At 45.4% G+C, this 22,433-nt stretch carries 17 protein-coding genes; 10 read left to right on the top strand and 7 right to left on the bottom strand.

What is annotated here, in order from left to right:
- The first annotated feature begins 1 nt into the window (after position 1).
- The 4 genes from B9N89_RS05620 (at position 2) to B9N89_RS05605 (ending at position 5,054) form a co-directional block, all read left to right on the top strand.
- Positions 2-1,021, top strand: coding sequence for a hypothetical protein (locus tag B9N89_RS05620; protein ID WP_132315981.1), 1,020 nt, complete (start codon positions 2-4; stop codon positions 1,019-1,021).
- 262 nt (positions 1,022-1,283) lie between these two features.
- A complete protein-coding gene (locus B9N89_RS05615; protein WP_132315983.1) occupies positions 1,284-2,090 on the top strand; it encodes an endonuclease/exonuclease/phosphatase family protein in 807 nt (268 codons plus the stop codon).
- Between the two features lie 137 nt (positions 2,091-2,227).
- The gene (gene ppk2, locus B9N89_RS05610; RefSeq protein WP_132315985.1) at positions 2,228-3,214 is read left to right on the top strand and encodes a polyphosphate kinase 2; all 987 of its coding nucleotides are present in this window, start codon (positions 2,228-2,230) and stop codon (positions 3,212-3,214) included.
- A 289-nt stretch (positions 3,215-3,503) separates the two neighbouring features.
- Entirely contained in the window at positions 3,504-5,054 is a 1,551-nt protein-coding gene (locus tag B9N89_RS05605; RefSeq protein ID WP_132315987.1) for an FG-GAP repeat protein, read from the top strand.
- A 78-nt stretch (positions 5,055-5,132) separates the two neighbouring features.
- Here the strand turns inward: B9N89_RS05605 and B9N89_RS05600 are convergent, their stop codons facing one another.
- The 4 genes from B9N89_RS05600 to B9N89_RS05585 form a co-directional block, all read right to left on the bottom strand.
- Positions 5,133-6,833: a hypothetical protein gene (locus B9N89_RS05600; RefSeq protein ID WP_132315989.1), complete on the bottom strand. Its 1,701-nt coding sequence runs from the start codon at positions 6,831-6,833 to the stop codon at positions 5,133-5,135.
- Between the two features lie 747 nt (positions 6,834-7,580).
- Complete coding sequence (locus B9N89_RS05595) at positions 7,581-8,804, bottom strand: DUF1552 domain-containing protein (RefSeq protein WP_132315991.1); 1,224 nt, start codon at positions 8,802-8,804, stop codon at positions 7,581-7,583.
- A 10-nt stretch (positions 8,805-8,814) separates the two neighbouring features.
- Positions 8,815-10,518 (bottom strand): DUF1592 domain-containing protein, encoded by a 1,704-nt coding sequence (locus B9N89_RS05590; RefSeq protein ID WP_132315993.1) that lies wholly within the window; start codon positions 10,516-10,518, stop codon positions 8,815-8,817.
- A gap of 555 nt (positions 10,519-11,073) precedes the next feature.
- On the bottom strand, positions 11,074-12,276 hold the full coding sequence (locus B9N89_RS05585; protein ID WP_132315995.1) for an MFS transporter: 1,203 nt from the start codon (positions 12,274-12,276) through the stop codon (positions 11,074-11,076).
- 392 nt (positions 12,277-12,668) lie between these two features.
- Here B9N89_RS05585 and B9N89_RS05580 point away from each other — a divergent pair, with 392 nt between their 5' ends.
- Positions 12,669-14,321 (top strand): DUF1592 domain-containing protein, encoded by a 1,653-nt coding sequence (locus B9N89_RS05580; protein WP_132315997.1) that lies wholly within the window; start codon positions 12,669-12,671, stop codon positions 14,319-14,321.
- Positions 14,305-15,621, top strand: a complete 1,317-nt coding sequence (locus B9N89_RS05575) for a DUF1552 domain-containing protein (protein ID WP_132315999.1) — start codon at positions 14,305-14,307, stop codon at positions 15,619-15,621. The genes B9N89_RS05580 and B9N89_RS05575 overlap by 17 nt, the downstream gene beginning before the upstream one ends.
- Positions 15,622-15,643: 22 nt before the next feature.
- On the opposite strand, the gene B9N89_RS05570 is transcribed toward B9N89_RS05575, so the two are convergent.
- A complete protein-coding gene (locus B9N89_RS05570) occupies positions 15,644-16,681 on the bottom strand; it encodes a hypothetical protein (protein WP_132316001.1) in 1,038 nt (345 codons plus the stop codon).
- A 395-nt stretch (positions 16,682-17,076) separates the two neighbouring features.
- Here B9N89_RS05570 and B9N89_RS05565 point away from each other — a divergent pair, with 395 nt between their 5' ends.
- The 3 genes from B9N89_RS05565 (at position 17,077) to B9N89_RS05555 (ending at position 20,284) form a co-directional block, all read left to right on the top strand.
- Positions 17,077-18,120 carry a leucine-rich repeat domain-containing protein gene (locus tag B9N89_RS05565; RefSeq protein WP_132316003.1) on the top strand — a complete coding sequence of 348 codons (1,044 nt, stop codon included), beginning with the start codon at positions 17,077-17,079 and terminating at the stop codon, positions 18,118-18,120.
- A 184-nt stretch (positions 18,121-18,304) separates the two neighbouring features.
- The gene (locus tag B9N89_RS05560; RefSeq protein ID WP_159455168.1) at positions 18,305-19,297 is read left to right on the top strand and encodes a PA14 domain-containing protein; all 993 of its coding nucleotides are present in this window, start codon (positions 18,305-18,307) and stop codon (positions 19,295-19,297) included.
- Between the two features lie 189 nt (positions 19,298-19,486).
- On the top strand, positions 19,487-20,284 hold the full coding sequence (locus tag B9N89_RS05555) for a dimethylarginine dimethylaminohydrolase family protein (protein ID WP_132316007.1): 798 nt from the start codon (positions 19,487-19,489) through the stop codon (positions 20,282-20,284).
- A gap of 96 nt (positions 20,285-20,380) precedes the next feature.
- On the opposite strand, the gene B9N89_RS05550 is transcribed toward B9N89_RS05555, so the two are convergent.
- Complete coding sequence (locus B9N89_RS05550) at positions 20,381-20,731, bottom strand: response regulator (RefSeq protein ID WP_159455167.1); 351 nt, start codon at positions 20,729-20,731, stop codon at positions 20,381-20,383.
- A 431-nt stretch (positions 20,732-21,162) separates the two neighbouring features.
- Between B9N89_RS05550 and B9N89_RS05545 the strand changes: the two genes are divergently transcribed.
- Positions 21,163-21,645 (top strand): CBS domain-containing protein, encoded by a 483-nt coding sequence (locus B9N89_RS05545; protein ID WP_132316011.1) that lies wholly within the window; start codon positions 21,163-21,165, stop codon positions 21,643-21,645.
- A 71-nt stretch (positions 21,646-21,716) separates the two neighbouring features.
- On the opposite strand, the gene B9N89_RS05540 is transcribed toward B9N89_RS05545, so the two are convergent.
- Positions 21,717-22,385 (bottom strand): TetR/AcrR family transcriptional regulator, encoded by a 669-nt coding sequence (locus B9N89_RS05540; RefSeq protein WP_132316013.1) that lies wholly within the window; start codon positions 22,383-22,385, stop codon positions 21,717-21,719.
- Positions 22,386-22,433: the final 48 nt, after the last annotated feature.

The following is a 22,433-nucleotide window of genomic DNA, read 5'->3' as shown; positions in this document are numbered from 1 at the left end:
CATGAAGATTTTATTAACTGGGGTGCTAAGCACACTATTTCTGTGGAGTTGCCAAGATCAGTCACTTAATGTGACATCTGATAAGGCAGCCCAAAAACAGCTAGAGGCTAAACACACACGCCCGCAAGAGAGTGGAGAAGGCCTTCCCGGCTACCTTTATTGTCAGTCCGAGGACGATGAAGAGTATTCAAGCATCGATTGTCGATTGGAGCAGGCTGACCAAAAAATGGATCTATCGGAAAAAGATCAAACTTGGTCCCTAACTTTTCCGCAACGTGATATTCGCATGGTCAAGAACTTGTTGCCTGATGACGAGCCGTGGCACGTGAACTTTATGCTTTTCGGAGATCGAGACGCTCGGCAAAGGGCCATCACAAGTGCCAGTATAGGACTCACATATGATGGTTACGTTCGTCAGAACTCTCTACCTAAGGTCTTAGATTCCGGGATCGAAGTTGAAGGTGGTGATGAAGCAACAGAACCAGAAAGCGAAGACGAAGCAAACGATCGCCTTGCCCCGTTCCAATTGTTGTTTGGTCCAGCAGCATCCCAAGTTGCAAATGGATGGATGGGTCTTAACCTTACGGGGCAAACCAATACAACTCTAAGCACTAATATGGGAAGTGCAATCGGTAACGTACAAATCGATATCGTGCCACAGGGAGGTCGCTTGCTCATTCCCGAGGGCACGATCCCCGAGAGTGGCAACGGTGTGTGGCGTACTTTGAGTGCTACAGGAATCAGCTCAGCTGGCACTATGACGCTTAATGGTCAGCTACCAGCTGGAGCCTATCGCCTGACACTGTACTTGGGAAGTCTGTTCACAGATCAAGATGCGGGTATCACCCTGACAAGCCCTGGTAACGATCCTATGACGACCACTTTGGCGGCTGGGCGAAACACTGAAGCCAGTGATGCAAGCTTCGTAGTCTACGAGTCGACCCATACTGGTTCGTTCAGCATTCAAATTCAAAGTGCTGAAAAAGTCGTCCTTCATGGGATGACTCTAGAGCCGCTTTGAAATCAAGTGACAATCTAGACCAGAGCTTTTTGAAATAGGCTCCTAGCTTTCGTGTGGGATAATAACCTACGGTTTTACGAGTCATTGAATTTGGGTGGATGAGGTCCTTGCCAAATCTGCCCTCAGCCACCCAATTTTCCACTTAGTTTCGTTATCAATCCTCTCAGCCTTTTGCATCCGATAAATTTCTTGCTTAGGGCTCTTACGTCGCTGTAGAAACAGCAGCAAAGTTACACAAAATCGATCAAAGTAGGAGCTTGCGATGAAATGCACACAACTGCTCAATAAGGCCTGGAGCATGGGACTACATTTGAAAGTCACGTTTTTATTCCTTGGTTTCACCTCGTCACTTGGATTAGCGCAAGACTCGATCTATGAAAGCTTACGGTTCATGACCTTTAATATACGAACTGAGTTGGCTCAAGACCCAGGAGAGCGAGAGTGGGCTGTCCGGCGAGGAGAGGTTGCTCATGGGATTCGTTTTCAGGCCCCTGATGTTTTGGGTTTGCAAGAGACCACTCCCGAGCAATTGGAATACATTCATCAAGAGTTAGGTGATTCTTGGCAAGTGTCTCCTCTGGGGCAGATCTTGTTTCACCGTGATAAGTTCGTGTTTATCGAATCAGGACGAATTGATCTGATAGCCGATCGATGGGGGGATCGCTATTCTGAATGGATTGAATTGGAGCGTGTGGCTTCTGGCAAACGCTTTATCGTACTAAATAACCATTGGGGTGTGGATTCTCTGGCCCAACAAGGATCGGCTGAGATCATGGTCAAACGATTCAGGTTTGTGAGTCAAGACCAGCAAAGACCGACAATCCTTATGGGAGATCTGAACGTGCAACCAGGTAGCCGACCTCTCAATACCTTGCTGGAGAATACTCCCCTTAAAAACTTTTTCTGGGGAGCGACGTTCAATGCCTGGGGTGGGGTTCCTGCAATTCAGTTAGATTATATCATGGGTTTCAAAGTGACCTCAGATTCATGCTATATTGACGGCTATCAGGAGGGGGCCGAAGCACCTTCTGACCACCGAGCTATTGTTTGTAATCTACGATTGGAATAGCCTTCAGAGGATTTTTAATCCCACGATTTGGATGCCAATCGAGCAGGCTTTTTCTTGAAGGGATGTCTCATCTGGTCTATTCTGCGACTTCGGAAGTGATTAGCACTAGAGTGCGCAGGATTGGGATGGAGATGGGAATGATAGTCGACGATAATGTTCAACTACTTGAAAAGCTTTATGAAATTGCAACGGGAGACCTACACATCGTCTCTCGCAAGTACAACATACCAGTAAGCATTATCGAAAGGGTCAGGCAAACCCCAGGCAGCAAAATGGTCGGTAGCAATTATCCATATCAAGGGAAAATGCGCCGAGCTGTCTACGAAGAACGCAAGCGTTTGCTCCAGATTGAGCTAGTCAAGCTGCAACGATGGGTTAAAAAGACAGGTCATAGAATCGCGATCGTATTTGAGGGTCGAGATGCAGCAGGCAAAGGTGGCACTATCAAACGGTTTACAGAGCACCTCAATCCCCGTGGGGCACGAGTCGTGGCTCTGGAGAAGCCGACCGATCGGGAGCGAGGGGAGTGGTACTTTCAGCGCTACATACAACATCTCCCGACTCATGGTGAGATCGTGTTCTTCGATCGCTCCTGGTACAACCGAGCGGGCGTTGAGAAGGTGATGGGGTTCTGTACACCCGAAGAATATCTCCAGTTTGTTGAGCAGGTTTCGTCCTTTGAAAAGATGTTGGTTGAGAGTGATATTACAGTCGTCAAGTTCTGGTTCTCTGTGAGCCGCGAAGAGCAGTTGAGACGCTTTATTCGGCGCATGACTGATCCCCTGAAACAGTGGAAATTAAGCCCCATGGATGTGGCCTCACTCGGTCTTTGGCGAGAGTACACTGAGGCTAAGGAAAGCATGTTTCACTATACCGACAAAGACTTTTCCCCTTGGATCGTGGTTCGCTCTGATGATAAGAAACGAGCCAGACTCAATGCGATGCGCTATGTTTTGAGTCAGTTTCAATATGACAATAAAGATGCTTCTGTAATTCGGCCAATCGATCACTCCATCTTGGGTCGTGCGGAAAGTCTCTACGAAGACGACGAGCTTCACCATCGAGATCTCTTTAAGTCCTCCATGGCGAGCCAGGCCGTAGCTAGCTCTCAGCCAGAGCATTAATGGTTTAAAGCTAGTCAGTTATACGGCTCCTTGCAAAAATCACCTTAGGTAAATGACATGGCAATATTTTTGCCATGAGAAAATTCTTCTATGTTCAGCTCTTCCTTTTTATGACACTGGGTATTCATCTCAAGATGCACAAGTTTTTATCAGCAAAATTCACGAAAGATCGGCTGGAGCGCTCAGAAAAATAGGCTCCTACGACTTTGGTTATATAATTGCGATCAATCCTATAGATGGGCGAGTTGCAAGATTCGTAATTACAAATCATTTATAAGGATTGGTCATCATGCGAATAATTAATATCATGGTTTTGACCGTATGTATCATAGCAGCATCTTGTTCGGGATCTCATTTTGCTGGGCAGAACTCAAATCGAACAGGGCCTGATGATTCCTTTCAGCAAGAAAATGGCAGTATCATTCCACCCGTTGCAGATGTGTCGGACACTGCTGACGATGGAAGCAGTGAGGTTATAAGCCCGGAGTTACCACCAAAGGAAATTATTAAGGCTAACAATCCAGCCCGAGAAGGCGACTTGCTTGGTTACAGCGTGGATATTTCCGGGAAATGGTTGATCTCAGGAGCCTGGGGAGATGATGACGATGATGTTGATGCTGGGGCAGCCTATTTCTATCGATGGGAGGCACGCGGTGATACTGAGACTTGGGTGATGAAGCAAAAGGTAACTCCAGCAAGCTGTGGGGCAACCCAATCTGAAGAATCCCACTTTGGCAAAATGGTTGCCATATCCTCAAACTTTGCCGTTGTGGGAGCGCCACAGGATTTCGATGACTCCTCCGATGTCAACGACGATTTCATGGGCAATATAGGCTCCTCGCTCATTGAAACATCCATCCAGGGCATCGGGTTAAAGGGAGGTATCTTCGTTTTTAAAATGAATAGCGCTGGAGTTTGGAATTGCTTTCAAGAAGCTATAATCCCAGCAGGTTTAGCCAACAACGATGTCTTCGGCATCAGTGTCGATATTTTTGCCGACCCAAACCTTGATCCAAACTCCGGCCTTCCGATCAACGGGATCGATATAATTGTGGGAGCCAAGGGCGATGATGAGGGAGTGGGGCGAGTCTACCTATTTCATTCCGATAGCGTGAATGCTTTTTCAGCTTCCGGAGAAATTACAGCTCCACTAGGGGATCAGCAGGCCGATGCTTTCTTTGGCGAAAGCGTCGCGGTCCATGGCAACCTTGCCATTGTAGGAGCTCCTCTTTATGACGAGACAGATGGGGCAAGTCTAGCGACTCAAGTCGGTGCCGCTTATGTGTATCAGCGCGATATTGCGGGGGTTTGGTCGCTAAAGAGCAAACTTGCACCCAATACCGTTACGGCAGATCTGCATTTTGGAAAAAGTGTTGATATTCAGGGCGGAGATAACAGTGTTGCGGTTGTGGGAGCTTATAAGAGCGATGAGTCAGGAGCTGATGCAGGAGCAGCCTTTGTGTTTCGCCTAGCAAATGGAGTATGGGCGGCTGATGTTATCGCTCCACCTTCGGATTTAGCTGCAAAGGATCATTTCGGGTTTGCTGTGGCCATCTCTGGAAATACAATAATGGTAGGAGCGCCAGGTGATGATCACGCAGATCAAGCTACGATGACAGATGTGGGAAGTGCCTACTTCTATCGCTATGAAAACGGAATTTGGACAATGAGTTATAAGATGGGGAAGCCAAGTGACCTTGAATTAGGCTCTCAGTATAGCTTTAGCTTAGCCATCGATGGGCTCAATGCTGCTATAGGAATTCCTTTTGAAGACGATTCTGATGGGATGAATAAGGGCGCCATTACATTTATCAATATGGCTTCGCCAGTGGCACAGTGAAAAGAGTTGTGGGGCTTAGAGCCCCGGATTCCAGTTTCAGCACAAGGAAGGACACTGGAATCCCAACTTTATTAGGCTTTAGAAGTGGCTCGTTTCTCGGGCATCATCTTTTTGATAGAGGCTCAGTCGAGGTCTACGGTCGGAACCTGAAACGTCACGAGAAGGCATTTTGTCCACGACAACTACAGATAGCTCTTGCTCGTCCTGATCCGCAACACCCTTTAAGGCCCGTTCGATAACCGATAAGTTGTAGTTCTGACCTGCTAGCGAGCGCTTCCACTGATTCGCTCGGTCTTCACCATCCTCTTCACTGTCATTACTTGTGATGATCTCGCTTAAAACAGCCTTGATGGCAATCACCGCCTGCTTGGTCTGGCCAACGCTTTCTGCGAGCTCTTTAACTAAGTTAGTGCTATCGCCAATCATCTTGTCGCAGTGACTTAGCTCGTAGTATTGTTTGGCGAGAAGATGGGACAACTTATCGCAATGAGCCGCGAGATCGGTTGTGTCGTCTGAGATTCTCTTGTTAATGCCACCATAGCCATCAAGCAGGTTCTCCATGCTTTCGATGAGCTGCCCTGCATGGACTCCTAGATCTTCGATTTCTGAAAGCTTCTTGATATGAATGTTGACTTCTTTTAGCAACAGGGAAAGTTCTGAAAGCCCATACTTTGTTGACGACACATTGTTGCGGTAAAGCTCCCCACAAACATTGATCTTCGAAAACGTCTCTTCGCTATGCTTTCCGGCTTCGGCAAGTTTCAGTAACGCGGTATCAACATCGCCCTGGAATTCTCCGCCTATGGAGAAAATCGATCGTGCTGTTGTCTGCAATGATGCTGTCAGCTGATTGATATCGACTCCTTCATCTTCGTCATCCGACTCAAGATGATCGAGGTTTATCGAGTTGATGCGCAAGCTCAACTTTTCCGCTGTTTCAACCAAGCGGTGAACATCGGAAGTGAGAGACTCAGCCTTTTGGGTTAGGCGGCTGATATGCTGATTCGCTGTTGCGATATCCTCTATCGAGGTTCCTACTGTAGCCAGCAATGAGTCATGGGCCCTGTACCCCTGATGAGAGCTGTCTTGCACTTTGCTAAGGTATACTTCCACACGTTGAATCTTCTCTTTGAAGATCGATTCACCCTTCAGTGACTCATCGATTAGTCGCAACGTTGAATCGTGGATTGCGGCAATATTCTTTGAGGTCTCGTTGATCTTATCTTGAGACTGGCGAATGTGCCCAATCTGACCCAACATTGTGTTCTTTTTCCAGTCCAATCTGTTTGCTGCTGAAAAATTCGCACTTTCCCGTGATTGATCGAATAGTCTTTGTAGGCGAGCACCGGCCTTGCGAATCATATCGTTGCAGTTTAGTACCGAGCTATAAACAAGCTTAGAATTGTCATCTAAGCGCTCAGCCTTTTCCAATGCGTGATTAAGATTCGTTATCTCCTTAGGCTCCCCAAGCTGCTTGTCACTTGATAGGTCACTTATGAAATTCTTAAGGTCGTTAAAAGACTTCGCCACATGGCCTCGAAGAGGTGATGGTGAATAAGGCTTTTGCTTATTTGGAGCATCCTTGTTATTGAGGGGTTCGCTAGGGGTTGGTGCCTCAGAGAGAAGCCCAAAACTCAAGAATACAAGTACTAAAACCAATAGCATCAGGACGAGTACTTGTGCTACAGCCCCTGTTTGAAGAACCATAATCATTGCCACCGACTGTAGCACAGCAGCAATTCCGAACAGCGTTCGTTTCAGAAGTTTTTTCCCGTTCATTTTTTACTCACCTCATCCGTTCAAAATTTTTTGCCTTGTGAAGGCGTCTTTTACAGCGACCATTGTTTGCGGTGGTTGACGGTCATTACAAGCAATGGATAAACCATCCACACGAAAATAGAAACATTTCATTCTCTCATATTGAGCCCAGTTCACGAGATTTGTGAATTTCTGTGTAGCAAAAAAGCGAAATTTTGCGAAATTTATAGCTCGTTGTGGCGGACTCTCCTTAGATTAACATCTGTGACGAACAGCAAATTACAGCCTTAAGTTTGCTTTGCTCCCCAGTGGAAATGCAAAAATCAATAGGAACATACTTCAAGAAGAAAAATTATAAAAATGTAGCTGTGGTAAGTAAAATTTTAAAAATAATAGGCATGCATCAAGAGAATTTTTATAAGCCTATGAGCTTTGCTCCATATGAAAACAACCATCTGTGTCGGTTGGAATTGCGACTTTTTCCCATGCGAAAGAGCACAACCCTTACGCGATCCCCTTCATTCCGCCTGCCATCGAATTGGCTTAGATATGGGCTTGCAACGCCTTGATTCTTGCATTCTATGGTGAAAGAGAATACGCGCGAGAAATGTAATCTTTTACATTTGTATACTGACTTTTAGAGCTGCAAAATAAGCTCACCATGAACTTGTATGGTAGTGTCTTTTAGCAGTCATTTGTGGGATATTGCAATTCACCGGTGATTCTCAAGAAGCGACGTTGGACGCCGCCACTTGATTGAATAATCTGTTATGCAAGACCTCTCATGGGAGTCACTCCCTGACCCACCACAGGGCCAAACATATCGTCGGTGACTGTTTTTAAGAAGCTACTGGTAGAGCTGTTGCCTTGTATTCTGCGACCGGTTTGGATTGCGCCACCTAACTCTCCATAGACAATGAAAGGGATATCGCGGGTGGAGTGGTCAGCGATGCCCATTTCACTTAAGTGAACCACAGCCGAATCCTTAAGGACGTCACCGGTTGTCATGGCGAGTCGGTTGGCGAACCCAGCAACTTTTCCTATGTACCAGGAGACAATCTGCTGATAATCGTTACCACGGTTTGTACCGTGAACCAGGCCACCGTGAAACCCAGCATTGCTGTTTACAGGGCTGCCAGGGAAGTTGAATACCATATCCGATTGGGCATTTGACATTTGCAATACTGCGACTTGGGTGCGATTACAAACGATACCCTGGTAGATGATCTCTGACATCACATCAAAGTAGGCATTGTAGTTTTGAGGGGAAGGCCCATTGGGAATCTGAATCTGTGGGTTCGCGCACTGGGTGGCGGGTGGTTCTTGAGTCGCGGCCTCTGCTGCTTCACTTTGCAGAGTGAGTATTTGCTCTTGAAGCTCAATTAGAGCCTGTAAGTTCTCATCGAATAGACTGCCCAGGCTACCAAGGCCAGACTTTATTTTTCTGACATCTTCGAGACAGTGATCGATGATCGATTTTTTTCCTGCATATATATCCTGTCTCATTCCAGGATCTGTAATCACGGCAGCGTCCGAGAATAGATCGTCAAATGCTTTTTGGGGATTGTCGACAATTCTACCCAACTGACCATTAGCGTCTCGGCACATGTTGTCCTGGTTCTGGTTAGGATTGAAGTCGATAGCTAAACGAAGGGTTTTGATACCCATAGCTTGATCGAGATCGATGTCAAAGGACCCACCTTGGTTAGCGTTAAAACGCAAGATGTTCGCCGCTCCACCATGAGAGATACCATTTGTATTGTAGAACATTCCTTCTGATAAAAGAGCGCGACTAGCCATTCCTGTGCCGTTGACTGCAGCCTGGGTGAGGCCCCATGATTTATGGCCATTGGGGTGGCTGAAAATCACAAGGTTTTTACCCGGTACAGCACCTAATGCTTGTTCTGAAATAATCGTTTTACTGAAGGCAGCGGCGATCGCGCCGTTTCGAAGATATTGTGCGAACTGTCGCCTAGTTACTTTCCTAGTCATGTCGTGTCTCCTATTTTCGTTGCATGAAAAGTGGTGAAGTGTAGAGATTCACAAGTATGTCGGAAAACTTGGTTCCCTGATCCCAAGCGAGGATGCGAGACTTAGCGATCGTGCACTTGTCTTCAGTGGACTCAAAGCGACCGTAAGAAAAACGGAAGATTTGAGTTGCCATGCACTGCTGGGCTCGTTCCGAGATACTCAATAAGTCATTCATGCCTTGAGCACCATTAAACTCTATGGTTTCACGATTGGTCTGAACGTAGTTTGAGATTGCATTGACTGGTTTTTGATGGTCGTCCATGGATCGAACTTTGCCGATAGGAGAAAGATTCTCAAGGCCAAAGCCTATGCCGTTGATTGACTCGTGGCAACCGTAGCAGGCGGGAATTTCCGTTTGCTTTTGCAAGCTGTCTCGGGCACTGAGATTCATGTCTGGTAGCAGGCCAGCACTTTGCTCCAAAATTTCAGCGCTCGGTTCAGGTAGTTCTGTACAAAGAACCTTACTAAGGACAAAGTTGCCACGCATTGGAATATTCGAATTATTATTAGTGCTCAGTCCTGAAACGATGCCAGGTAAGCTCATCAGGCCTTTAGCCGAGTCCTGTAGGGCGTACATATCTGAGTTGCGAAACTGAACTCCACTTTCATGGCGGTTAAGGCCATAGATTTGGGCCACTTCAGAGGATGTAAAAGTAAAGTCGACTTTGACAATGTTTTCAAATGTGTCCATGTCATTATCGATTAGATATCGGAACACTAGGAATACGTCTTCTTCGAGCTTACCTTTTAAGTTATTGGTAAAACCGGGGAAGGTCTCTTCAGAATTATTAGTGCGATGGATGCGATCGGTCTCTAGCCATGCCTCCAGGAATCGCTTAAGTCCAATATCGAATCGGTCATCTTTCATCATCTGTCGAACTTTAGCTTCAACCTTCTCTCTAGTATCAAATGCTGTATTAGCAGCCTCTTGGATTAGCTCTTTGTCCGGACCCTGGCCCCACATACTAAAAGCAAGGCTCGATAATAGTTCATAGCTGCTTAACTGTCCCCCGGATCCTAGCTCGCGAATTGTCAGAAAGTTAGGAGACATGATGACTCGTTGAACTAGCAGTTTGAAGGCTGCCTCATTGCTACCGTTCTCCTCGAAGAAGGCGATTAATTCTTCGTAATCCTCAGCTGCGATAGCTTGACGCCAAATCACAGTAAGCTCACTCTTTAGCCATTGATCGACACAGTTTCCAGGGGCCTGGCCACAGTTAAAAACATTAGGGCTCTGCAATATAAACTGCTCAGCCACTAGTTCCGAAGCATCGAGATACTGCTCTAAGCGGCCTCGTGAGATCTGATTCAATTCAGCGATGTTGCGAAAGCCTTTTTCAATTGAGTTGAGAGGTAACTCACTGGCGATATCAACTTCAGCTAAATCGATCGATAGACGTGAAGTTACTGTTGTTAGGTATTCTTCGCGGGTCAGAGTTCGTATCGATGGACTTGATGATGCTTGCTCTTCACACTTGGGGTCGATATTTACACGGTCTATGAGCTTCTGATCCATTTCGGCTATAGTCTCTTCAGAGACGGTCGCCGGGGGAAACTGCTGTTCCTCCGTTTGTGTTGGTTTATTTTCCTTGCGGTTAAGCTCGAACCCAAGTTGGGTACAAGCCACCTGACTAAGCAGGATGGGTAGCGAGAGTATGAGTGACTTTCGAACCATGTCTTTAAGCTCCTTAATAATGAAACGGTGGTTTCTACCAAATTCCGAGGTGTCATAAGAAGAGCTACAGCGGAATCAATACATCGATAACCTGAGTCAATGGTAATCGAGTCTTTGCAAAATGATGCCCAAGGACTAGGAGAAGTGTTTAATAAGCGAAGAAATGCTTGGCATAATCATAGGTAAGCGTGGTTTGGGCGGAGTGTTTAGAGCTGGAAGAATTGCCGGAAAATCCTATTTTTGGTGGTCAGTGATGGCAGAAGAAGCTATTTATTACTGGAACTTAGAGTCAGGTACTACAAGCAGAGTCTATGAAACACACCGTGTACTCCGCCGATATCAAAAAGTTGATGTAAAAATCGGATTGTAGCTCTAGCCTTACCGCTACAGCAAGATCCGCATTGAGTTTGTAACAGGGCAAAAACACCTATTAAGGGGAGCAAAACCTTTGATCCTTCGTTACGCCTAAGAAATACTCGTCACTCATGATTTGTACTATCTCCTAGCATTTTCTTTAACCAAACCTTGTCTCATAGGTTTTACTTCCCTTGATATTTAAGATGCATGTTCCATGTGTGAGGTTAGGGTTATTTCTGAGCTATAGCTCCAATACCAGTACCCAAGCAGGGTTCCACCAAGGATGAAAGTCACCCCTAGCAAATATGAAGCTGTGGCGACTGGCAAATGAAATAGGCTCAAGCCCAGTAATGGCGACATCGTGCGAGCAATGCTATGGATCATCATACTCGTGCCCGATGCAAGGCCTTTACGATCTTCTGGAAAGATGTCGAAGAATACGGCTGAACCTAAGCGGACGGCAATGACTTCACCAAGGGAAAACAAGCACGCGTAGACGAAGAAGATAACTCTGAACTCAACATATGGAATTAAGATAAATGCGCTGCCAATTAAAAGTCCCGAAAGGCAAGCAGAACGTGGACGTCCTAGGTAGTCAACCCAATGCCCGACAACCAATGTTCCTAGGGCTACAATCATGGTATTGAGAAGCATCTGATATGCCGTCAATCTCATGGTGTCGAGACCCTTAAACTCAAAATATAAAGGTAGGATCATAATTGCGAGATGGGTACCAGCGAAGAGTAGCGTAATGCCAATCATAAGAGGAGCATGGTGATAGATGGTTTGGAATACTAGTCTATAGCTAGTGTGATTTGAAGTTCGGCGTATTGTGATAGCATGACGTTTACGAAGTGTTATAAAATAGACTCCGAATACTGCTAAAAGAGTCGTGCATAGATCTAGGATGAACATGATGTCTCGCCATCGCGTTAAGAAAAGTGCTGCAAGAACTGCAGAAATTGCGAGACCAAGATTGACTACTAAAAAGAAGTAGCTGGCACCCGTTTCTCGCAGGGAGCTGGGAATGAGCCCTAAACCGATGATTGAGCTTGTAGTCTGGTAAACACCATACCCGATATTTAAGGCTAAGAGCCCGGCGAGAACCATGATCAGTGAAGAACTTTGAAAGACAAATACCATCAAGCCACAAGCTACGCCACTAACAGAAAGGAGAAAGGGAGCAAGGATTCGGCCCTTTTCCAGAAAGCTCCCAAAGTAGGGCTGAGAAAGCCCTACGATAAGCCCAAGAATCCCGAGTGCGAGAGTGACCTCAGTCGGGCTTGATTTTGTCATTGTCATGATGATCGGAGCTGTCAAAGGGAAAATAAATGATGTCACAGTTGATAAGAATGCGAGTGCCATCATCACAAGATAGTGTCGTGGCAGGCGATGAAGCAAAGGTGACTCCAATCATCGTTAGCGAATCATGCTTTAGATTTGAGATTTGTTCTTTAGTTTATCAATCTTCACTTAAGAAGAGAATTTAAGTTTTTTCGAATCGAGACCAATCTCCAAGATGTAGGACATATTGTGTAACGCCCACGGAAGATCCCACGGGAAATGTAGACTCATCCATGAAAAAACTTCACTTTGGCCCTAAGGGTTTAGCAATACTAAGAACTCGTTGGTTTGCAGTAAAAGATTCTACAGAAAGCTAAGTCTAGCACCCTAAACATTCTGGCTAGTTGGGTCAGTCTGTATTGGGAACGCATCTTGAAATACAGGCCCTATTGCTTGAAGCTGAATCACTTTATGCTTTGATTTAGAGATATCCACAGGTGAGGCGAGATGTGAAAAAAATTGCAGGTGCGGTTCTGATCATGACCCAGGTGCTTATTCTGGTATCCTGTAACAAAAATAAAGTTAACCCTCCCCATCAATCTGCTGCTAGAGCTGAAGAAGTTCCTATCGATCAGACAAAGCTTCTAAACTTTGAGCTAAGAAGAATCACAAGCTCCCAATTTCTTAATAAAGCAAAAACTACATTTGGTATGGATTTTACCATTGATGCAAAGTTGCCTGACGATCTACCCAAGCATAGCCTGATCTCTGTAGGTACAAAAGGTGCAACATTCTCGCTGCGGGACATTGAACTATATTCACAGGCTGCCTGGGAAATAAGCGCAGCCTACGTAGCTTCTCAAGCTTTTGAAAAACACTTTGGTTCATCTTGTGGTTTACTTTCCACTGAACAGTTACTGGCTGGTCTAAAGCCTATTGCAGTCTCTCTATTTCACGGGAAGCAAGAAAATCTCAGTAGCTATGAGCAGCTTTTCTTAGGAGTGAAGAAGGATCTGAAAGGCCAGGATAGTCAACTTTCTCCTGAACGTTTGAACTGCGATGGAATTCAGGCCGCACTAACATCGATGATGCTATCGCCGAAGGCGCTCTACTTCGAGACTCTATCCAAGACAGACGAGCTAGACGATGATCCGAGTGATTCATTCAAAGCCGAGTACAGTCGGGTGATAGCTAATGAATTGGCATATTTTCTTTGGGATAGTCCGGCAAATGATACCCTACTTAAAGCAGCAGAAGAGGGCAAACTATTTGATGAGAGTCAAAGAACGAAAATCATTAAAGACATGATGAAGGATGAGGCTCGATTTCAAAATGGCATGAAAACTCTTTTTGGGGATTGGATGTCCATCGCAAAGCTTCATTCGGTGGCGAACTCTACAAACTCACAGACTGAATTGGCTAAATCTGCTATCAACGAATTTGACTACCTTGTCAATGAGAGTATAAATAGCGACGACTTTATCACTACCTTCTTGAGATCAAACAAAACAAAGCTAGATCAAACCTTAGCCGATACTTATGGGGTTGATGTTTCGGCTTCTATTCTACCTGCTGAGGATCGATCAGGCTTTCTCACTCGATCGTCGTTTTTGATGAGGGGTGGAAGTGGTGCAACATCTCCTACCAAGCGAGGTCACTTTATTTTACAGCATTTGTTGTGCCAAGATATTCCATTGCCACCTCCCGAACTCGATCTTTCTACTGGTTTGCCCGACGATGCAGATAAGTACGAGGTGATCAAAGCTCGCTTGGATAATAGTAATTGTTCGGGATGTCATACACTGCTCGATCCCATAGCGCTCGGCCTAGAAGGTTACGGACAAAACGGAGAGGTTGTAGCTTTTCCTGACTTGGCCAGTTATGAACTTCCTTCCATGGCGAATCAACAAGATTACCAGGGAGGCGTAGAATTAAGTGATATCTTGGCCAGTGACCCTCGGGTAACAGAATGCTTTGCGATTCACGCTTTGCGCATTGCCAAGGGTGAACTTGAAACTCGCGATGCTCGCAATGGGGTTAAGGAAATTGTAGAGCAGTTTCAGAAAGGTAGCGATAAATCAGTAGATGAGCTTCTGTACAGAATACTCAAGAGCGATCTTATTATTGAACCCGTGGAGATAGACAATGATACTAAAGAATAGAAGTTTGGATCGGCGTACGCTGCTCAGAGGGATCGCTAACGGCTCTATGGTGGCTTTGGGGCTTCCTATGCTTGAAATGATGCTGAACAGTAATGGTGATGCCCTAGCGAATGGGGAAGGTCTGCCACAACGATTTGTAATGTTTTATTTTGGCTGCGGAGTTTCCAATAACTTTTTTCCGACTACGACTGGAGCTGGATTTACCTTAACTCCGTCCATGCAAGGGCTCGCTAGTTTTGCGAACCAGTTAAATATCGTCTCTGGTTTGAGTGTCACCAACCCTGGGATCGACCCTCATGCAGCGAAATACTACATGCAGCTATCCGGCAGTAGTCCAAGAACCGAGAAGCACAACTACTCAACCATAGACCAGTATATTGCCGGTAAAATTTCTACCAACCAGACCTATGAATCCATCCAGCTACGGGTCAGCAACTCTGTAGACTCAGATGGAATCGTTCCCAGTTCCGATATATTATCTTACAGAAAGCCCAGTGCTGATATCGACCCTCTCCCTCTCGCAGCCGAAATCGACCCTGCATCCGCGTTCAACCGACTCTTTGGACAGGTGCCAGACAAAAATGAGTACTTAACGAAGATTTCCCTGATGAATGCCTTGAAAGAAGATACCAAGCGTCTAATGAACAAAGTATCGCAGAAGGACAAGCATATCATCGAAGAATACTTCGCGAACGTGAACGATCTTGCCAAGATTATTGATGATAAGCAAAATAAATCTTGTGATCAATTGGCGGTCAATCCAAGCCAAGCCATTGACAATGATGATCTTGATGAGCGAATGAGAGTTATGTCCTCGATCACGAGCAATCTATTCAAGTGTGATATGACAAGGGTCGTTTCGATTCTGCATTCAGCTCCAGCGAGCAATCAGATCTATCCGACAATATCCGACCAGCTTCATCATCATGAGTTGACCCACAGAGAGGATGCTGAACGTCTCAGCGGTATTACAGGCATCATTATGAATCAATTGGGAATGTTAGCAAGTTCCCTCGCTGGAGTAGTCGAAGGTGAGAGCAATCTGCTAGATCAAACCTTGATTTATGGGGTTACCGAAGAAACTTTCCCATCCCATCGCTTCACGAACCTGCCAACCATTCTCCTTGGAGGTGCTGGTAATTCGGCGTACAAAAAAGGGATTCATAACGATGCAGGGGGAGCTAGCCCAGTTCGGTCAGCATTGACCGTTTTTAAGGCTTTGGGAATCGATTCGTCGGACTGGCAGCATGATGATGAGAATGTTCAAAACGATTCTGGTCATTTTACCGAGTTTTTCTAGGCTTGCGATTGTCAGGTAGGTTTCAGCCAAGGGTTCTGGCGTCGTTGCCTGCCAAGCGATTCAGCTCTCGCCTTAGTTGGGCGTAAATGGATTCAAATCCCGCGATAAAACAGAAAAATGATAGAACTCCGTTAATCGCAGCTTGCTGGGGAATTGGTCCCATGTCGGCGACTAATTCTATGGTTGGGTGCCTATATCTTTGTTGGCTAGTGCCATAGGCTGTGCGCCGGTCATCGCCAACCACATATCGCTTCATCGATTGTGCGAGTGGGTGATCGCCCAGACATTGCCCTTGATCGAATAGGCACATGCCCAGTGTGAAGGAAAATGGGTGATCAACGGCAGTTCGAAACAGGGTTTCCATAAGTTGTGTGGTCTCATAAAGCGGCCTATAGGCTTGCTCACCCCTTGCCTGGGCCTTAATAAATTGATGGTAGGCTAGTGATTCTCGGTTTTCACTCTCCTTGATGAAATGGTGGAGTCGCTCACGAATCCGTTTCCATCGAAGTGCTGGAGCCAAAGACGGCAGAATATGGCTTTTAATATAGTAAGCCTGAGATAGGTAGTATACTGATAGCTGTTTGAACTGGTCATGAGATTGCTTTTCCAGTTCCGAAGCGTGGTGGTAAAATCCTTGGGCTCGATCTTGATAGCTAAAGGGTAGTAGCTGAAAAAGAATGGCGAGAGGATCGTAGGATCGGGTGCCGCGAATCTCTGCGTTCTTTAAGATACCCTGGATATTCAACTGATCTAAGTCACCATGTTTTGTTACATAGGGAAAGATACCTTCTTTGGGATAGGCAGGAGCTGTAAACCAATTCTTGGTGTGATCCCAAAAGCTCATGGGCTGATACCTAACCAAGCCTGAGTCTAAAAGGTGAATGGCTAGCTTACTGATCGCCACAGGGTTCATTGTCAAATATTGAGATCGTTCATCTGCTGGAACTTCGATCACTATGCTCCGATCTCCCCTGATGACTTCTAGCAAACCGTAAGGGCCTTCAATGACTTTGCAGTCGTCTTTTAAAGACAGTCTCCCTCGCCAGTTTCGACTCGACATAACTCTCCTCGTATCATTTCATTTTTGCTCCATCGGGGAAGCTGTTCGAACTAATGCAAATAGCGTACCCTGAGCCTAAGTAGCTGGATTAAGTAGGGAGGCGATGTGCGTCGTCTGGCTCAAGAATCGATCGTTTTAAACAGGGATAGCTGGTTCGCTTTAAATGGTGGAAAGCCATTCAATCAATCCGAAGTCTTAGTTAGTTCAATTTTATTTCTTACCTATTGAAAGATGTGATTTCTCGGATGTTTAGGGGGTAGTCATTGCTTGAAGTTTAAGCACAGAGCAACAAGTTAATTTGATGACTTAAAGCGGTCAGAAAATTGCATTTTTAAGTCTATCGAATCATTTTATAGACTGCTTGGTCACTTGAAGACCAGCCCTGAGGGGACATTATGTTATTACGGGGACTATGCGCAATCATTTGCACTGTACTCTTAAGTGCTTGCGGCGGCGATTCTAAAGAACAAAACGGTGATCAGGGGAGTGACGCAGCGATAGAAGCTGAACCAGGAGATTCAGTTGAAAGGCCTGAAGTAGCAGACGATTTGAATAGTGAGTTCACAACTTACTGTCGCGCCCAAGGTGAAAGCAGCGATATGGCTCTGATATCGGAACGAGTCTACGGTAGAAACTGTACGGAAACACAGCTAAACATCGAAGATAGCGAAGTTCTAGATCTTTCGGGGCTGGGTCTTTCAGATCTATCAGCGCTAGCTTACTTTGCCCACCTGACTCACCTGAACCTAGCCGATAACCAAGTGTCAGACTTGACACCCATTTCAAATTTGCCCTTAGTTGAATTGAATTTAAAGTCGGGAGCAATTTCTGATGTTTCCCCACTTGCTACAGTTATTAGTTTGAGGAGTCTCAATTTAGAGGGCAATCAGATTAGCGAGATTTCCGCGCTATCAGCTTTGACAAATCTCGAAGTACTTCTATTAAATGACAATCAGCTCAGTGATCTTTCATCCATCGCTGAGCTATCTGAACTACGAGACCTGCGGTTTTCAGATAATCAAGTCAGCGATCTAGCTCCTTTATCTTCCCTAGTGGCGATAACGAATCTCGAATTCAAGAAAAACTCTGTTGCCGATTTGAGCCCGATTGGTTCGCTGGTAGCTCTTCAGGAAATTCAATTTGACGAGAACCAGGTGGGCGACCTCAGTCCACTAAGTGGCCTGAGCTTACTTCTATTTTTAGAGGCTGATTCTAATCAGATCACCGATCTAAGCCCTCTTCTTAACCTCACGAATCTGGACTACGTATTAGTCGATAATAATGCAATTGAGTCGATTACCTCAGCAAAAGGATTAGAAGTGAGGGCCCTGCTCAGCCTTCGTGACAATCCTCTAGGGTCGACCATAGCCAAGACTGAAGACAACTGCCCCACAGATGCCGAAACATCTAGCGCTGTTGTAGGCTTCTGTGCCTCCTGAATAGCTTGAATTATACCTCCCGTAAGAAAAGACAGTTGCGGTCCTTTACGGATCGCAAGCAGTCTCAAATTAAATAGTCCGCTCTAAACCCCAGTGAACAATTACGAATTCGTCATGATTCAACGGCAAACATTACTTTGTCGAAAAAGCAGGTAGAACAATGCAGGACGTTATTGGGGGGATTATGAAACTAGGTATAATTATCGGAAGCCTACTTCTCGTATTGGGATGTGCCCAAGACGAGGCCATCATGAATGGCGTTCATTCCTCTAAAACCTCAGAAAGCGATCTTTTAGAACAAGGTTCGGACGCTGTGGTGAGAGTGCCAGGCTCTACAGACAATGAAGCAGTGATTTCACCAGAAGTGTCTGTGCCGGTCCAAGAAACTTCTGTAGATGAAGCCATTGTCAATGAGAGTTTAGCACTTACCTGTCTCACAGACAATCAAATCGTTGGCTCGCAGGAAACCATGATGCTTCAGTGGCAGATCACTGAAGAAGACACTGGATTTATGATTTCAGTAGAAGGTGGCCTGATGCTCGGTAGCTACCAGATGGGCTCAAGCCCAGGTTCGATCATGTATCAGGCTCCTGAAATGATCGCAGAAGAGCAGAAAATCAAGTTTATTGGGACAACAGATGATGGTCAGGAAGCCTCGTGTTTAGTCACTCTGAAAGCTGACCAGGATATTGGAGTCGCAGATGATGGTAAAGTCGACGGTTTGGTGGGCCAAGTTTTCGAGCTAGCAGCCCAAACACAGTCGCTCCCGGATTTCGGTTTATACACCGAAAAAGCACGGATCGTTGTCAACAACTTGGATGTCCCTGAACGAGCTTTTGATACCGGCTTTCCAGGCCTTCCCGAGCTGTTTGAATGGTTTGGAATCCAATTTCTTGGTGAGATAGAAATTCCTGAGTCGGGTCAATACTGGTTTCGTCTCACAGCGGATGATGGCTCTAACCTATACATTGGTGATGAGAAGGTTATCGATAATGATGGTGTTCACGCTACTAAAAGCGTCGATGGCTCTATTTATCTAGAAAAAGGCTCTCACCCGATTCGGGTCGATTACTTTCAAGGACCTAGGTATCACATCACTCTTCAGCTGTTATGGAAAGATAGTATGGACGGTGATTTTTCGATTGTTCCCTCAGCTTCGCTGTCACGGCAAAAATAGGCTAGGGGAGCATCTCTTTAAATACCCTAAACTGCATTCGTCTGAGGCGTTCTCATGTTTATGAGAGCGCCTTCTTTCTTTCCTTATAGTGGGAGAGTGTGTTGTTTACAGCCTTTACCGAAGGGTTTTATTGCGTGTTCCTTCATATCGTGCTAACTCAGGGGACAAACCCTAGATGAGGAGCCAGAGATGTTTCAAGTTGACCGTATATTGACCCGTAAACCATCTGTTAGTTTTCAGAACTGCATTCGTCATGATGCCTCTAGCCCAATTGACTTAGATCTCATGAATCATCAGCACCTGGCCTACGTAAAATGCTTAAGTCAAATTGTTTCAGACCACAACCAACTTGATGATGATCCTGCTCTACCAGACTGCGTGTTTATTGAGGACACTTGCGTTGTCCTTGATCATGAAACTGTATTGATTACCAATCCTGGTGCCCCGTCTAGGCGTGCTGAGGTGCAAGCTGTCCAAGAGTATTTGACAGGCGAACTACGTGTCCACACGATGGTTGATCCAGCCACCCTGGATGGAGGGGACGTATTAAGGGTGGGACAGACTCTAATTGCCGGGCGATCTGAGAGAAGCAATGAAGCTGGTATTCAGCTGCTCAGGGACCTTGCAAAGCCCCTGGGCATCGAAACTCGATCAACCCCATTGCCTAAGGGTCTACACTTCAAATCTGCCTGTAGCTTGGCCAGTCCAGAAGTCTTGCTTTATGACCCAAGTGTTGGGATTGATTTATCCGTCTTCGAAGGGCTGAGCTTGGACCTGATAGCAGTTCCTGAGAAAGATGGTGCAAATGTCTTGGCTCTGCCCCAACAGCGGGTTATCGTGAGCCAGGCAGCCCCTAGAACAGCTCGCATATTGGAGCAGCGTGGCTTGGATGTGACTATATTGAACATATCAGAAATGCACAAAGCCGATGGAGCTTTAACATGCCCTTCGGTGAGACTGCCAGCCAAGGGACATTGGTGTACCTAATCTGAGCGAATCGCAGCCAGGGACTTTTCCCCTGGCAACCCACTGCAAATTTACTGAAAAAAGCTTGAGAATATTTATCTAAGAGCCTTTGATCACCTATCGAAGAACATCCCCAACTGCTTCTACCACGTATCCAAGAGGTGACGATTTGCAGAATACGAAGTCTGCACCAAGCTTGATTGCAATATGTTCCATATCAGCAGGTTTATTGGTAAAAGCGAAAACTGGAGTTTCAAATCCCTGCTTTCGAATCTTCGAAAGTGTATGAAAACCCCCTGCAGATGGAGTATCGATATCAGTTATGATCAAGTCAAACTCATGGAGATTCACTAGATCGAGAGCGTTGATACCGCAATTTGTTGTGACGCAGTTAATCGTATCATTGGCGATGGCTTCTGCAAGTGAGCTTGTAACAACAGAACACTGATCCACAATCAGAATCTTCACTGACTTTCCTCCGATGAATTTAGTAGCAGTTGCTATATACAGGATCGGTGCTTTAAACTAGGGACTCAAAACTATGTGATAAGTGGCTTAAGTTAGGAAGATAAAAAGGATCATTTCCGATGGTAAGAATTGTACCCTAATAAACTTACAATGTTAGAGAGCTTTTTACCGGCTGAATGATGCTAAATTTAGCTCTTCTAAATAGAAAATCACAGTTTTGAGACTGGCGAGCTAAGTCTCTGAGTTAAGAAAAACAAACTGTTATTGCTTCCGAAATCCACTGATTTGTTTGTGTCTTTATGGTTTTTACTAAGCGGAATTTCCTAGTCGACGGTTAATTAATGTAAGGATTGGCGAGTTTTCTTTCACTTTTATTGATTTAGAATGTAATTCTTATAGAAGACCAAACCAATAAAAATGAGGTGTAGCTTATGAACTACCATCCCAGGAGAATTCTAAAAAAGGATTCGAACCAACTTATGGTAACAGTGAAAGAGGTGATGAGCAGGCGTTTCGTATCGGTTGATCCCGATGAGTGTATCGATGATGCTATTCAAAAGATCGTCCGCTCTCATCAAACAGGAGCTCCCGTCTTGAACCAAAGGCGCAATCCAGTTGGATTTCTATCTCAAAAGGATTGCCTAAAGCTTGTAACGAATCTAAGATACTTCAATGGCTTTCCGGGAACTGTTGAGGACTACATGACGAGCAATGTGAAAGTCCTTCAAGCAAATTGTAGCCTATTCGATGCTGTGCAGGCCTTTATCGACAACTGGTATCATGCCTACCCGGTGGTAAATGAGAGTAGCGCGGTCATCGGCCTCCTGACTCGGCGAAGAGTGCTAGACTATGTGAATTCAATCAACCAAACCAGTTGGTTTGATATGAATAGTGCTGTGGATGGAAGCTACTAAAATCATCCATCATATCCTTGGGTAGACCGATGAATCCCAAAAGTTTAAGGGCATGGAGATCCAGTAACGGTTCAGGATTCCGATGCCATAGATTCTTGAATGCTGTCAGCTGATTGAGGAGTAAAGTTTGTGAGACTGCCGACTAGGGTAATCTCGACGATCTGTTTAACCCAGTGGAGTCGATACTTAGGGTCATGAATGTCTTTGCCATGATACTGAAGTTCAAATTTACTAAATCTAAGAACATTCATGACCTGACCCCAGACTAGTTTTGCGAGACAGTCTACATCTATATCCGCCTTTATAAAACCGTTTCTCTGACCTTCTTTTAAAAACTGAAAAAGATGCTTGTTTTCCATAAAGGTTTCAAAGATATCCTGCGTTTCCTGGCTAAGCATTTCCGCTTCTCGAAGAATTAAAGTCGTGGTTTCTATTTCGTTGAGGCACCGATCTAAAAACTGCTCTAGGAATAGGGTATATCGAAAACGGAATTCTTCAGCGCTATCACAGGATTTAAGGAGACTATCGAGCAGCTGGCCACTACCTTTGAGAAATGATGAGAGGATTTCCCGATAGAGATCAAGTTTGCTATTAAAGTAGTAGTTAACTGAGCTGATATTCGCTCCTGCTAGCTCACAGATCTGTTTTGTAGTGGTCCTGCCGTAGCCATGAGCAGCGAAAAGCTTGGTCGCGGCAATGCGAACTCGGGAACGGCTATCTCCTTCGATTTTCATAGTCATATTATTTCCCTTTCTGATGTGCACCCGAACAGCAGGGGCCAGAGGCCC

Source organism: Pseudobacteriovorax antillogorgiicola (assembly GCF_900177345.1).
Classification (GTDB): domain Bacteria; phylum Bdellovibrionota_B; class Oligoflexia; order Oligoflexales; family Oligoflexaceae; genus Pseudobacteriovorax; species Pseudobacteriovorax antillogorgiicola.
This window is presented reverse-complemented; position numbering and strand designations above follow the sequence as displayed.

Bases quoted from the DNA above. Each gene is read 5' to 3' on its own strand.
- B9N89_RS05595 (WP_132315991.1), bottom strand. From the start codon at position 8,804: ATGACTAGGAAAGTAACTAGGCGACAGTTCGCACAATATCTTCGAAAC.
- B9N89_RS05540 (WP_132316013.1), bottom strand. From the start codon at position 22,385: ATGACTATGAAAATCGAAGGAGATAGCCGTTCCCGAGTTCGCATTGCC.
- B9N89_RS05555 (WP_132316007.1), top strand. From the start codon at position 19,487: ATGTTTCAAGTTGACCGTATATTGACCCGTAAACCATCTGTTAGTTTT.
- B9N89_RS05590 (WP_132315993.1), bottom strand. From the start codon at position 10,518: ATGGTTCGAAAGTCACTCATACTCTCGCTACCCATCCTGCTTAGTCAG.
- B9N89_RS05575 (WP_132315999.1), top strand. From the start codon at position 14,305: ATGATACTAAAGAATAGAAGTTTGGATCGGCGTACGCTGCTCAGAGGG.
- B9N89_RS05560 (WP_159455168.1), top strand. From the start codon at position 18,305: ATGAAACTAGGTATAATTATCGGAAGCCTACTTCTCGTATTGGGATGT.
- B9N89_RS05620 (WP_132315981.1), top strand. From the start codon at position 2: ATGAAGATTTTATTAACTGGGGTGCTAAGCACACTATTTCTGTGGAGT.
- B9N89_RS05600 (WP_132315989.1), bottom strand. From the start codon at position 6,833: ATGAACGGGAAAAAACTTCTGAAACGAACGCTGTTCGGAATTGCTGCT.
- B9N89_RS05615 (WP_132315983.1), top strand. From the start codon at position 1,284: ATGAAATGCACACAACTGCTCAATAAGGCCTGGAGCATGGGACTACAT.
- B9N89_RS05605 (WP_132315987.1), top strand. From the start codon at position 3,504: ATGCGAATAATTAATATCATGGTTTTGACCGTATGTATCATAGCAGCA.
- B9N89_RS05570 (WP_132316001.1), bottom strand. From the start codon at position 16,681: ATGTCGAGTCGAAACTGGCGAGGGAGACTGTCTTTAAAAGACGACTGC.
- B9N89_RS05545 (WP_132316011.1), top strand. From the start codon at position 21,163: ATGAACTACCATCCCAGGAGAATTCTAAAAAAGGATTCGAACCAACTT.
- ppk2 (WP_132315985.1), top strand. From the start codon at position 2,228: ATGATAGTCGACGATAATGTTCAACTACTTGAAAAGCTTTATGAAATT.
- B9N89_RS05565 (WP_132316003.1), top strand. From the start codon at position 17,077: ATGTTATTACGGGGACTATGCGCAATCATTTGCACTGTACTCTTAAGT.